We start from the raw sequence: 13,285 nt of genomic DNA, 5'->3' as shown, positions 1-13,285 counted from the left end.
TAAAGCTCCTTCGGGAGCTTTTTTATTAGACCCTATCTATGCAGTGAAACCGACATAACGAGAATATCCCTCTATACCCAAGTCAGATTTAAAAATCAGATAGTCTGGATAAGTAGATTGAGTCAACTCTGCAAACATATTCACCTGATCATCATGCGCATGCAGGTCATCCACAGAACGTGGCATGGTTTGCTCAAATTCATCGGTCATATATTCAAAACCGATATCCATGGCAATAAACAAGGTATGCTCACAGGGCTGCACATACTGCTCTTCAGCCCAATTAATAATATTTTGTTGACAATGTGGACACTGAATATTGTCCGTTGCTTGAATAGATAATGGGATGATTTTATAAGCCATATATAAATAAGTCTGTTTGCTATACACGCATTTTAGCAAATTATTTAGAGAACTTTATTTTTTCAATCAAGATTTGTAATAAAAAAAGGAACCTTTCGATTCCCTTTTTTAACTCATGTTTTAATGATTATATTTTTAAGATCGGTATTTTATTTATGTGCAGATTTATAACGCGATAGCACCGTTACCGCCACAGCAGAAATTACCACTGCCGGCAAACTTGCCATTAAAATACCAGTGGTTCCTAAACCGAGTGCCAAGATTTTCCCTGTCAGCAAGGGTCCAGTCATAGCACCCAACCTTCCCAGAGAAATTGCACTGCCCACACCGGTCACTTTACCTGTACCCGAATAGAAGATTGGCGAAATACCGTAAAGAATTGATTGACCACCTGTGGAGAAAATTCCGCCCATCACACCCGCCAGAACCAACATTGGAATAGAAGTGGTGGTGAATAATAGACTCAAGGCGACAAATAAACCAATATAAATAATCACTGCCATCTGCCAAAGTTTTAAGCGGTCAAGCAAATACCCCAAAGCTAAAGTCCCAATCACCGCGCCCACTTGGAATACCAACATCACCATGAATGCTTGTTGTTTTTGCAGACCTTGTTCCATTAACAAGTTTGGCAACCAGCTAATCAAAATATAATTGATCATCAGGGTAAAGAAGAAACCCACCCAAAGTGGCAAGGTATTTTTATATTGCTGGTTTTTAAACAATACTTGTGCCATGCCAGGTACATCTTCTGTCGACACTTGCACTGCAGCTACAGGTTTTGGCTTATCTTTAAGAATAAACGCCATAAATGGAATAAGTGCTAACGGCGTTAAACCCCCAATCAGGAACAAGGTTTGCCATTGGATTTCAGGCAATAAAATCGCAAGACCGGCAACAAAAATTGCGCCAACGGGCAAACCGCAATACATTAGGCTATTTAACTTGCCGCGATTGGCTTCCGTCGCTTCATCACCTACCACTGAAATCATGGTCGGCATGGCTGCACCTAGGCCCAGTCCTGTAAAGAATCGCGCAATATAAAGGATTTCTAAACTTGGTGCGATTGCACTTAAACTAAAAAATATGCCAAAAATACCAATAGATAACATCAGGACTTTCTTTTGTCCCAAATAGTCAGCAATACGCCCCCCAAAGAATGCCCCAAACAGCATTCCAAATACACCCAAACTAAAGATATACCCCATCTGAACCTGATCTAAACCAAATGTCGCGGCAATTCCTTTCGCTGCTATACCCGGTGCTTGAAGATCGAAACCTTCAAAAAATGCGACCCAAAAACACAAAAATATCGTTAAGATTTTTTGTAGTTTCCTTGTGTGTGTTTGTGCCATGATTGATCTCCATCAATAGTATACGAATCGTTTTTACATAACGATTCATCTCACTATTCTCTGCCCAATCGATTGATTGAAATACCACGACAATAGTCGGATTTAATGGCATAAAAATGATAAAAGCCAATCAAATTAGACCTAAAAGATTAAACAAATAGACTTTTTAAATCTTAGTTTTGTTTATTAACACATGTTTTCAAAGACTTATATTTACGGTAGTTATTTATGATCAAACTATAGTCAAAATTTATTCATGAAATTAGGTGATAAAAAAGCCCGCATAAAGCGGGATTTTTTAATAACTTTCAAATATTAAGCCGATTTTTTAGCTTGTGCATTCTTACGAATCGTAATCATGACCAACTGTACTGCAGCAGGTGTAACACCCGGAATACGATTGGCTTGTGCCAAAGTTTCAGGACGTATGTCTTTTAGTTTCAATGTGATTTCACGAGACAGACCGGAAACGATATCATAATCAAAATCTGCAGGAATACGTGTTTCTTCCAGACGTTTCATCTGAGCAACATCTTCATGCTGACGGCTGATATAACCAGCATATTTCACTGCAATTTCAATTTGCTCACCCACAAATGGAGTCACTTCAGAATTGGTTAATTCTCCAATCTGAGCAAAACTGATATTCGGGCGTTTAAGTAAATCAATCGCACTACATTCTTTACTTAAATCTGCACCTGTCATCTCAACGAATTTTTTACCCATTGGATTGTTTGGTGCAGCCCATAAATGCTGCAGACGACCAGTTTCTTTTTCTACTGCTTCCATTTTTTCGCAGTAAGCAGCCCAACGCGTATCATCAACCAAGCCCATTTCACGACCGATTGCAGTTAAACGTTGATCCGCATTATCTTCACGAAGCATCAAACGATATTCGGCACGTGAGGTAAACATACGGTACGGTTCTTTTGTACCGAGCGTAATCAAGTCATCTACAAGAACACCCATATACGCTTCATCACGTTTAGGTGTCCATTGTTCTTGATCCCAGGCACGGCGTGCTGCATTTAAGCCAGCAAGTAAACCTTGTGCACCGGCTTCTTCATAACCCGTAGTACCGTTAATTTGTCCTGCAAAATACAAATTATTAATGGCTTTGGTTTCAAGCGAGAATTTCAAAGCTTGTGGATTGAAATAATCATATTCAATGGCATACCCCGGACGCAAGATGTGTGCGTTTTCCATACCCCGGATTGAACGTACCAATTCAAACTGCACGTCAAATGGTAAAGAAGTTGAAATACCATTTGGATAAAGCTCATGCGTATCCAGACCTTCTGGCTCCAGGAATACCTGGTGAGAATTTTTATCTGCAAATTTATGAATTTTATCTTCAATTGATGGACAATAACGTGGACCTACACCTTCAATTTTACCCGTGTACATAGGTGAGCGGTCGAGTCCACCACGAATAATTTCATGAGTACGTTCGTTAGTATGCGTGATATAGCAGTTTACTTGTTCTGGATGCATTGAAGCATCCCCCATAAATGACATGGTCGGAGATGGAAAATCACCTGGCTGCGGCGTCATCACAGAGAAATCAACTGAACGTGCATCAATACGTGGCGGTGTGCCTGTTTTTAAACGACCGACAGGTAAGTTTAATTCACGTAACCGCGCAGCTAGTGAAATGGAAGGTGGATCACCTGCACGACCACCGCTTGATTTTTCAAGTCCGACATGGATGACACCGCCCAAGAATGTTCCCGTCGTCAATACCACCGTTTTCGCATCAAAGCGAACACCCATTTGAGTCACGACACCTTTAACGGTATCACCTTCAACAATCAGGTCATCAGCCGCTTGCTGGAAAATATCTAAGTTTGCCTGATTTTCTAGAGTTTCACGAATCGCAGCTTTATAGCGAATACGGTCAGCCTGTGCTCGTGTTGCACGTACTGCTGCACCTTTACGTGAATTTAAAATACGGAATTGAATACCGCCTTTATCGGCAGCAAGTGCCATGGCACCGCCTAAAGCATCAATTTCACGAACTAAGTGTGATTTACCAATACCACCGATGGCAGGATTACAGCTCATCTGCCCTAAAGTCTCAATGTTATGAGTTAAGAGCAAAGTCTGGCGACCCATACGCGCTGCAGCAAGTGCTGCTTCGGTACCTGCGTGACCGCCACCGATAACAATGACATCGTAAACTTTAGGATAATGCATAATGGTTTGAGAGATAAAAAAGAATGACGGAGTATTATATCAAAACTGAGAAAGATAAGTGGATAAAATCAGGTGTTTTTCAGAATCCCCTCATGATTCTTTATTCACTCACAAAAACATTGAAATGTAATCATCCTTTGCAGAGTTACTATAGAAATAAACATTTAGTTTGAAAAGTTTACCTGATTGGTGTTGTTTTATTTTAGCTATTTTTTAATCTATAGATTGGCTACATTACAAACAAAGGTATAAAAGATGAATAAGAATATTTTGCTCTCCACTGTCTTAGGTGTTCTATGTGTTGCTCCATTTGCTGCTATCGCAAATGATAAAATTGCGACCAGTTATAATGCTCAAAAGTACCAACAGGTTTGTAAAGGCAAAACCCAAGGTGCTCAAGTCAGTTACAGTACACGCGGGGTTCTCTTTAATGGCACCTGTGAACCACGTTTCTTCCCTGCCGGTAATTCTAGTTCTATCATAGGTGACGAGCCAGAACTTTATACCGCCTGCACAAGCACAAGTGGTACAGCTACCGCCACCATTAACGGTACGCAAATGAGCGGTAAGTGTGCATTAGGCTTTACTCCGCCACATCCTCCTGTATCGCAAATGCAGAATCAGCCAAGCATGCAACAGCAAATGCCTACTCAACAAAAAATGTCTACTCAACCACAAATGTAAAACCAACTCAAACTTCCATCTCAATAATGGACATAAAACACTAATTTCATTAAAATTATTAACGGGTAAAAGGATTACTTTTACCCGTTTTATATATTGCTAATTTAAAAAACCTGTTTAAACTCAAAGCCTATTAAGGATAAAAACATAAAAAGGATATTCCATGGATTCGGGACTATTTACTTTTTTTTTACCCATAGTGCTGGCTATCATGATGACTGGATTAGGGCTAGAACTTACGGTTAAAGATTTTCTTCGGGTACAACGCCATCCTAAAGTTATTTTTTTAGCTTTATTTGCACAGCTGATTATTCTGGTTTTGATTGCTTTTTTTATCTGTATCTTGCTAAAACTGCCACCTCTTTTAGCTGTGGGTTTGATGCTACTTGCGGCTTCGCCAGGTGGACCGACTGCAAATTTAATCAGCTCTCTTTTTAAGGGGGATGTGGCACTTAATCTCACCCTTACCACGATTAACTCCTTGATTTGTACTTTTACCTTACCTTTTATCGTCAATCTGTCGATTCATTATTTTTTAGGCGATTATCCCAAAATTGGCATGCCAACTGAAAAAATCACTCAGGTATTTTTAATTGTTTTTATTCCGGTTTGCTTGGGAATGTTTATTCGTTCAATCTCACCTAACATTGCATTAAGACTGAATAGACCCATGCGCTTATTTTCCGTGCTGGTTTTATTCTTGATTTTCTTTTATGCCATGTATAGAGAAAGATTTAACATGGTTGAATATTTTGCCGATATTGGACTTGCAACTGCACTTTTTTGTTTAATCAGTTTATTGGTTGGGTATCTGGTACCGAATCTGGCGGGAGTTTCTGATAGACAAGCACGTGCATGCACCTTTGAGATAGGCATTCATAACACCTCAGTTGCCATGACGATTGCACTGTCTGTGTTATCGAATACGACCATTGCCCTACCTGCAGGAATCTATTCTATTTTTATGTATATTTTTGCTTTTATATTTGGTTATATTTTAACAAGACGTCCAGAACTACTTAAAGAAGAAAATTCAACCGTAATTAATGATTAAAAAATACCGAATTCGTAGACACACGAGCGGTTTTTAATAGACCTAGGCAGTAATAGGAATCATATCTAAGTAAAATATTGATTCCACCGCTCAATTGTATTAATTCCAAGCAAAAAAGTTTAAAGACGGTTAGCGTTATTACCATGTATTCATCAATGGTTAATTTTTGCTGTTCCATATTCTTTATTTATCCGCTATACACTTAGCAGTATTCAAGTTATATAAATCAGCATAACAAAACTTCATCCACATCAAAAAATAACTAATTTTAAAAGGAAATTTTGAATGGATTCAGGAATCATCACCATTTTATTACCTTTAGCACTTGCCATCATCATGATCGGTTTAGGGCTAGAGCTTACGCTCAAAGATTTTGCTCGCGTAACCCAGCAACCCAAGGTGGTTTTCATTGCGCTGTTTTGCCAATTGGTGGTTTTAGTTAGCCTCGCCTTTATCATTTGCAAGGTTTTAGACCTACCTCCTCTGCTTGCTGTTGGCCTGATGCTACTTGCAGCCTCACCCGGAGGAAGCACAGCCAACTTGTTTAGCTATCTCTTTAAAGGGGATATTGCGCTAAACATTACTTTAACTGCGATTAATTCAGTCATGGCCGCTTTTACCCTGCCTTTTATAGTTAATTTTTCCATTCAATACTTTATGAATGATGGACAACAAATTAGCTTGCAGTTCAGTAAAATATTACAAGTGTTTGCCATCATTATCATTCCTGTGGGTATGGGTATGGTGATTCGACGCTATGCACCGAACTTTACTGCAAAACTGAACAAACCCTTACGTATTTTTGCGGTGAGCTTTCTGATCCTGATTATTATTGGTGCAGTCGCAAAAGAACGCCATCAGATTTTGGAATATTTGGCGCAAGTGGGCTTGGCGACTGTCTTATTCTGCTTGTTTAGCTTAATGATTGGTTATTTTGTTCCGCGCTTGCTGGGCATTAATAGTGCTCAAGCACGTGCTTGTGCTTTTGAAATTGGCATTCATAACAGCACCCTTGCCATGACCATTGCGCTTACTGTCATGGCAAGTTCCACCATTGCCATACCAGCTGCGGTATATTCAATTTTCATGTATGTTTTTGCCGCCGTATTTGGCATGCTACTTAATAAATTTGCACCTCAACCACAACATGCCGCAGTGACTTAACTCACTGGATCTAAATAAAAGGATGGTTCATATACGTCCTTTTATTTTCAGGATAGTTTTTATCAATATATAGTCGTTTAAGCCAGAGTTCCGTTACAATGCTATTTTTAAAAACACAAATTTAGGTTATTTTCGTGAAGTGGTTACAAATTCATATTACTGTTGATCAGGCTCAAGTCGATTTTACTGAAACCCTCCTCAATTCATTAGGCGCTGTTAGCGTAACCTTAGATGATGCGGAAAATCAGGACTTACTTGAACCACTTCCAGGTGAAACTCCACTTTGGAATAAAGTCATTGTGACCGGCATCTACGCCCAAGAAGAAGGCGAAGAAATCGATGTTGATGCTTTAACAACATTTATTAGCGCACAAATGCCTGAAGTACCCTTACGTTATGAATTTCTTGAAGACCAAGAATGGGAACGTACATGGATGGATGCGTATGAACCGATCCAGATTGGTGAAAAATTCTGGATTGTTCCAGAATGGATGGAAGCGCCAGATGCAGATGCTGTAAACATTAAACTTGATCCAGGTCTAGCCTTTGGTACAGGTAACCATGCAAGTACTTTCTTGTGCTTACAATGGCTCGGCCAAACCGATGTTAAAGATAAAATCGTAATCGATTATGGTTGTGGTTCAGGCATTTTAGGCGTAGCCGCACTGTTATTAGGTGCCAAAAAAGTATATGCCACAGATATTGACCCTCAAGCTGTTCTTGCGACTCAACAAAATGCAGAATTGAATGGGGTATTAGGCAACTTATTTGTTGGTTTGCCTAATGAGTTCAATGAAGAGTTTAAAGCGCAAAAAGCAGATGTCTTTGTCGCAAACATTCTTGCGGGTCCGCTAATGGCACTTGCGCCTGAATTCGCAACTTTAGTTAAATCTGAGGGAGAGTTCGCACTTGCCGGCATATTAGAAGAGCAAGTTGCTGATGTTTCTAGTGTTTATTCTGAATTTTTTGATATACTCCAAGTCGAAAAACGCGAAGAACATTGGTGTCGAATTTCGGGAAAACGCCAAAATACCCATTAAAATTTTGAATAGACTATGAGCGAAAAACAAACCTATTGTCCTAACTGTTCTACCAAGTATAAAGTCTCCGTGGCTCAACTGACAGTTGCTCGTGGCATGGTTTGTTGCGCGAAATGTTCGACCAATTTTAATGCGTTAACACATCTTGTAGTAGAAAAAGAGCAATCTACTTCTACTACATCTACATCAACTTCCCATTCAAATCTTGCCAACAAAAATTCTCAACCCAGCGAGATGACCGCTGAGACCTTTATGGCAGATCAGCACCCACAACAACATTTATTAGATATTTTTGATCGTAAAGTAGAAAATTCAAATATTGACTTAAAGACCTATCTCAACAATTTAAATTATTTCAGCACAGACCCGATTGGAACCTACCCGGCTTTGAATTGGTCGGAAAAATCAGAACAAGAGAAGAAACAAAGAAGTACCTTGAGTTATGTTTTATGGGGTACTGTCAATTTAGGCTTGATGAGCTTACTTATTTTTCAATTTTTCTGGTTTAACCCGAAAATTCTAAACAATAGTCCGATCTTTAGCGCTTTATTTAATACTGCATGTCAGGCATTTCATTGTTCGCTTATAGAAGACAATTACCATCTCATATCGACCAATAAGGTTAAAATAAAACAAATTTCCAGGAAAGAGACTCAATTTACCGGTGAGCTCATTAACTATCATTCTAAAAGTTTGGCCCTGCCGATCCTCAAGGTAAATTTAAAAGCGAATGGAGAAATTATTTCTTCTTATTCTTTCCAGCCTTCTGAATATTTGATTGACAGTCTTACAGGAATAAAACGCATTCCACAAAATAGTCCTTTCAAATTTAAGTTTCGCCTTCCTGTAGAACGTAAAAGCTTTGATACTTACAGTTTAGAAATAATTCGTCCTTGATATTGAAAAAAACTATTAAAAAACACAAAAAAATGTAAAAAAAATGCAGTTTTCTTGCTCACTTTTTCTTAGACAATGCTATCATACGCGCCACGAAAGCTTTGTGCTGCAAACTCCTCACTATTTTCACAACAATTATAGTTTAGCTTATATGCGCTTTATCCTGATAATGCGTATTGAGTATATTTTTTTGTTTTGATTTTGGTCTGTAACAAATATTAATCTATTGTTACGCTTAATTTTCGATCAAAAACGTCGAGTTGTGGCAAGCTAAATGTACAAGTTTTAGAACTTCCGTTTTAGGACCTAAAACGGAATTTAAATTTTAGACCACTTTTATATATCCCTTTACCCAAGTGATATTTGATTTTTCGGATTAATTCGCATGAATAGCAAATCTCCTATTTTTACTGCACAATCTGATGTCGCTCTTCGTATTCACGTAGATCGCGCAGTTCGCCATTATTTTGCACAATTGCAAGGCGAGCAACCTTCTCAGGTATATGACATGGTGCTGGCAGAAATGGAGAAACCTCTTCTATCTGTAGTTCTAGAATATACGCGTGGGAATCAGACACGCGCTGCCGAGATTCTCGGACTCAACCGTGGTACTTTACGTAAAAAGTTGAAAGCTCACGGTTTAATGAGTGAATAAATGATAAAATGCTCACGGTTACCGTGGGCATTTTTTTTATCTTATATTTTGCCTGCTGTTTTAATCTAGACCTTTAATATTGTTGACGAAAATCATGACTATTAAACGCGCTTTAATCTCTGTATCTGATAAATCAGGGATCGTTGAATTTGCTAAAAACCTTGTAGCTCTTGGGGTGGAAATTTTATCTACTGGCGGTACATATAAGTTGCTTAAAGACAACAATATCGCTGTAATGGAAGTTTCAGAGCACACTGGGTTCCCGGAAATGATGGATGGCCGTGTAAAAACGCTACATCCAAAAATTCATGGGGGCATCTTGGCCCGTCGTGGTCTGGACGAAGCGGTAATGCTAGAACACAACATCGATGCGATCGATTTAGTTGTTGTTAACCTTTATCCATTTGCGGCAACCGTTGCTAAACCGAACTGCTCATTGGCTGATGCGATTGAAAACATCGACATCGGTGGTCCAACGATGGTTCGTGCTGCTGCGAAAAACCACGCATCTGTCGGTATTGTCGTCAATGCTGCTGATTACGATACTGTGATTGCTGAAATAAAAGCAAATGGTGCGTTATCTTATGAAACTCGTTTCGACTTGGCTGTTAAAGCGTTTGAACATACTGCGCAATATGATGGCATGATTGCTTCTTACCTTGGCGCTCGCGTAGGTGTCGAGGAAGGTCAAGCAGATAAATTCCCACGTACCTTCAATACACAATTGAACAAGGCACAAGATTTACGTTACGGTGAAAACCCACATCAGGCTGCTGCATTCTATGTAGAAAGTACTGCGACTGAAGCTTCTGTTTCAACTGCGAAACAGTTACAAGGTAAAGAACTCTCTTATAACAACATTGCAGATACAGATGCCGCGCTTGAATGTGTTAAATCTTTCGCGAAACCTGCATGTGTGATTGTGAAACATGCGAACCCATGTGGTGTTGCTGTTTCTTTAGACGGTATTAAAGCAGCTTACGATCTCGCTTATGCAACAGATCCTGAATCTGCATTTGGCGGCATTATTGCATTTAACCGTGAATTAGACGTTGCAACTGCTCAAGCTATTGTGGACCGTCAATTCGTTGAAGTGATCATTGCACCAAGCATTGCTGAAGGCGTTCTTGAAGTAACAGGCGCGAAGAAAAACGTACGTGTTTTAGTTTGCGGTGAACTTCCAGCAATCGATGCGCGTCAATCTCAGCTTGACTACAAACGCGTAAATGGTGGTTTATTGGTTCAAGACCAAGATTTAGGCATGATTACTAAAGATGACTTAAAAGTTGTGACCAAACGTGCCCCAACTGAACAAGAAATTGATGACATGATCTTCGCTTGGAAAGTCGCGAAATATGTGAAATCAAATGCGATTGTTTACGCGAAGAACCGTCAAACGATTGGTGTCGGTGCAGGTCAAATGAGCCGTATTAACTCTGCTCGTATTGCTGCAATCAAAGCTGAACATGCTGGTTTAGTTGTTGAAGGTGCAGTTATGGCATCTGATGCATTCTTCCCATTCCGTGATGGTATTGATAACGCTGCTCAAGCAGGGATTAAATGCATTATCCAGCCGGGTGGTTCTATGCGTGATGAAGAAACCATTGCTGCTGCTGATGAAGCAGGTATTGCCATGGTATTCACGGGCATGCGTCACTTCCGTCACTAAGTTGGTGAATTGATCATGACTTATTTACAGTCATACGTGCTACATAAAATAGATTCTTAAATCTTTCATGGAGTCCTCGTCCCCTTTGGGTTGAGGACTTTATGTTATTTCGATTCATGGAGTATGAACCGATGAATATTTTAGTTTTGGGTAATGGTGGTCGTGAACATGCTCTTGCATGGAAAATCGCACAAGATGAAAAAGTTGCAAAAGTATTTGTAGCACCGGGTAATGCAGGCACTGCGACTGAAGCGAAATGTGAAAATGTTGCACTCAACATTTTGGACAATGCCGCGATTATCGAATTTGCTAAAAACAATGCGGTTGATTTAGTGATCGTTGGTCCTGAAGCACCACTTGTGAATGGGGTGGTAGATGCAGGTCGCGCAGCAGGTCTTAAAATTTGGGGTCCAACGCAATTTGCAGCACAGCTTGAAGGCTCTAAAGCTTTTGCCAAGCACTTCTTAAAGCGTCATAACATCCCAACTGCATTTTATGATGTGTTTACAGAAGTAGATGCAGCCAAAGCATTTGTTGAAAAAAATGGCGCACCAATCGTGATCAAGGCTGATGGCCTTGCCGCGGGTAAAGGCGTCATCGTTGCCATGACCAATCAAGAAGCATTTGATGCGATTGATGACATGCTTGCAGGCAACAAATTTGGTGATGCCGGTTCTCGTGTTGTAATCGAAGAATTCCTTGCAGGTGAAGAAGCATCATTCATTTGTATGATTGATGGCGACAACATCTTACCAATGGCAACATCTCAAGACCATAAACGTATTTTTGAAGGCGACCAAGGTCCGAACACTGGTGGTATGGGTGCTTACTCTCCTGCGCCTGTTGTGACGGCTGACGTATTTGAAAAAACCATGAATGAAGTGATGCGTCCTACCGTTGAAGGTATGAAAAAAGACGGTCACGTATATACAGGTTTCTTATACGCTGGTTTGATGATTGATGAACAAGGTCAGCCTAAAGTGATCGAGTTCAACTGCCGTTTTGGTGACCCTGAAACTCAACCCATCATGATGCGTTTAAAATCGTCTTTAGTTGATCTGGTTGAAGCGGGCATTGCTGGCAACCTGCCTGCTGAAGCTGAATGGGATGAGCGTAAGACGGTTGGTATCGTACTGGCATCTAAAGGCTACCCAGAAACTTCAAGCAATGGCGATGTCATTTCAGGTTTAGATACTAAAATGACCGACGCCAAAATATTCCATGCAGGTACAAAAGCCAATGAAAATGGCGAGATTGTAACTGCGGGTGGTCGCGTTCTTTGTGTAACTGCGCTTGGCAATACGATTGGTGAAGCACAGGCGAAAGCATTAGAACTTTGCGAAAAAGTGACTTTTGATGGTGTTCAATACCGTAAAGATATTGGTTACCGTGCAATTGCTCGCGAACAAGCTTAATTTTTATTAAGTTTTAAAAACCCGCCAAGTGCGGGTTTTTTATACTTTTCAATAAGACATATTTTCATAGCTTTACAAATATTTTAATTATATATTCATTATCAAATTTAATAACTTAATAAGATAAAAATGGAAATTTGGAAAAATTTTCGGAACTGTAAACATGAAACTCCTCAAGACAGATTACACTTCAACATATTCCCAAGACCTATAGAGGGTTTTGTAAAAGATAAAATTACTAATAAGGCAACAAATACATGGTCTATCAGCATAGATGCATATCAATTTACACAATGTAAAAAATGTGAAGCCCCATCACTTCACATAGACTCTTATTTCATGAAAGAATTTAATGAAAAGACAGATGAAAAGTTTAAAAAATTAAAGAAAGATCTCAACAATTTTGGCAAATCTGATGAAGATAAATATAAGAGTATGAGCTACCCCAATTTTAGCTATGACTCATTAAAAGATAGAAAATGGTCTTTTAATCTACCTAAAGAAGATATGCTGTTATTTTTTGAAGTTATAGCAGCATGGGAAAATGGCTTATTTACATTGGCACTTTCCGGAATTCGAACATTAATTGATAGATATATCGTAAACAAAGTTGGTGATGTTGGAACATTTCAATCAAAATTAAAAAAAATGTTAGGGCGTGTCCTCATTTGGCTTTGCACCAAATAAACAAGCAAGCTAAGAACAACATGGATTTATAATTACGAGCTAACTTTTCAAAACGAGTGGCAATACCACGAAAGTGCTTTAATCTGGCAAAGGCATTTTCAACAAG

12 protein-coding genes and 1 pseudogene are annotated in these 13,285 nt (G+C 39.3%); 9 read left to right on the top strand and 4 right to left on the bottom strand.

The genetic code is table 11. The features are described from left to right. Positions 1-36: 36 nt before the first annotated feature. The 3 genes from ACKI4H_RS05210 to mnmG all read right to left on the bottom strand — a co-directional run bounded on the left by ACKI4H_RS05210 (position 37) and on the right by mnmG (position 3,914). On the bottom strand, positions 37-363 hold the full coding sequence (locus ACKI4H_RS05210; RefSeq protein WP_407304284.1) for a hypothetical protein: 327 nt from the start codon (positions 361-363) through the stop codon (positions 37-39). A gap of 149 nt (positions 364-512) precedes the next feature. Then, positions 513-1,718 (bottom strand): 3-(3-hydroxy-phenyl)propionate transporter MhpT, encoded by a 1,206-nt coding sequence (mhpT, locus tag ACKI4H_RS05205; RefSeq protein WP_407304282.1) that lies wholly within the window; start codon positions 1,716-1,718, stop codon positions 513-515. 315 nt (positions 1,719-2,033) lie between these two features. Continuing rightward, the gene (gene mnmG, locus ACKI4H_RS05200; protein ID WP_407304280.1) at positions 2,034-3,914 is read right to left on the bottom strand and encodes a tRNA uridine-5-carboxymethylaminomethyl(34) synthesis enzyme MnmG; all 1,881 of its coding nucleotides are present in this window, start codon (positions 3,912-3,914) and stop codon (positions 2,034-2,036) included. 255 nt (positions 3,915-4,169) lie between these two features. Between mnmG and ACKI4H_RS05195 the strand changes: the two genes are divergently transcribed. The 9 genes from ACKI4H_RS05195 to ACKI4H_RS05155 all read left to right on the top strand — a co-directional run bounded on the left by ACKI4H_RS05195 (position 4,170) and on the right by ACKI4H_RS05155 (position 13,179). Continuing rightward, positions 4,170-4,598 (top strand): hypothetical protein, encoded by a 429-nt coding sequence (locus ACKI4H_RS05195; protein WP_407304278.1) that lies wholly within the window; start codon positions 4,170-4,172, stop codon positions 4,596-4,598. 163 nt (positions 4,599-4,761) lie between these two features. Continuing rightward, entirely contained in the window at positions 4,762-5,652 is an 891-nt protein-coding gene (locus ACKI4H_RS05190) for a bile acid:sodium symporter family protein (protein WP_407304276.1), read from the top strand. 285 nt (positions 5,653-5,937) lie between these two features. Beyond that, positions 5,938-6,816 (top strand): bile acid:sodium symporter family protein, encoded by an 879-nt coding sequence (locus ACKI4H_RS05185; protein ID WP_407304274.1) that lies wholly within the window; start codon positions 5,938-5,940, stop codon positions 6,814-6,816. A 134-nt stretch (positions 6,817-6,950) separates the two neighbouring features. Beyond that, positions 6,951-7,856 (top strand): 50S ribosomal protein L11 methyltransferase, encoded by a 906-nt coding sequence (gene prmA, locus ACKI4H_RS05180; protein ID WP_407304272.1) that lies wholly within the window; start codon positions 6,951-6,953, stop codon positions 7,854-7,856. 15 nt (positions 7,857-7,871) lie between these two features. Next, positions 7,872-8,753 (top strand): DUF3426 domain-containing protein, encoded by an 882-nt coding sequence (locus tag ACKI4H_RS05175; protein WP_407304270.1) that lies wholly within the window; start codon positions 7,872-7,874, stop codon positions 8,751-8,753. 385 nt (positions 8,754-9,138) lie between these two features. Then, positions 9,139-9,408 carry a DNA-binding transcriptional regulator Fis gene (gene fis / locus ACKI4H_RS05170; RefSeq protein WP_001086304.1) on the top strand — a complete coding sequence of 90 codons (270 nt, stop codon included), beginning with the start codon at positions 9,139-9,141 and terminating at the stop codon, positions 9,406-9,408. A 94-nt stretch (positions 9,409-9,502) separates the two neighbouring features. Then, complete coding sequence (purH, locus tag ACKI4H_RS05165; protein ID WP_407304268.1) at positions 9,503-11,077, top strand: bifunctional phosphoribosylaminoimidazolecarboxamide formyltransferase/IMP cyclohydrolase; 1,575 nt, start codon at positions 9,503-9,505, stop codon at positions 11,075-11,077. A gap of 131 nt (positions 11,078-11,208) precedes the next feature. Then, on the top strand, positions 11,209-12,492 hold the full coding sequence (gene purD / locus ACKI4H_RS05160; protein WP_407304267.1) for a phosphoribosylamine--glycine ligase: 1,284 nt from the start codon (positions 11,209-11,211) through the stop codon (positions 12,490-12,492). Positions 12,493-12,621: 129 nt separating this feature from the next. Next, positions 12,622-13,179, top strand: a complete 558-nt coding sequence (locus ACKI4H_RS05155) for a hypothetical protein (protein WP_407304265.1) — start codon at positions 12,622-12,624, stop codon at positions 13,177-13,179. Here the strand turns inward: ACKI4H_RS05155 and ACKI4H_RS05150 are convergent. Then, positions 13,157-13,285, bottom strand: a pseudogene (locus tag ACKI4H_RS05150) (IS5/IS1182 family transposase); the annotation flags it as partial. The gene ACKI4H_RS05155 and the pseudogene ACKI4H_RS05150 overlap by 23 nt on opposite strands.

The organism is Acinetobacter sp. (assembly GCF_045628685.1).
GTDB lineage: Bacteria > Pseudomonadota > Gammaproteobacteria > Pseudomonadales > Moraxellaceae > Acinetobacter.
This window is presented reverse-complemented; position numbering and strand designations above follow the sequence as displayed.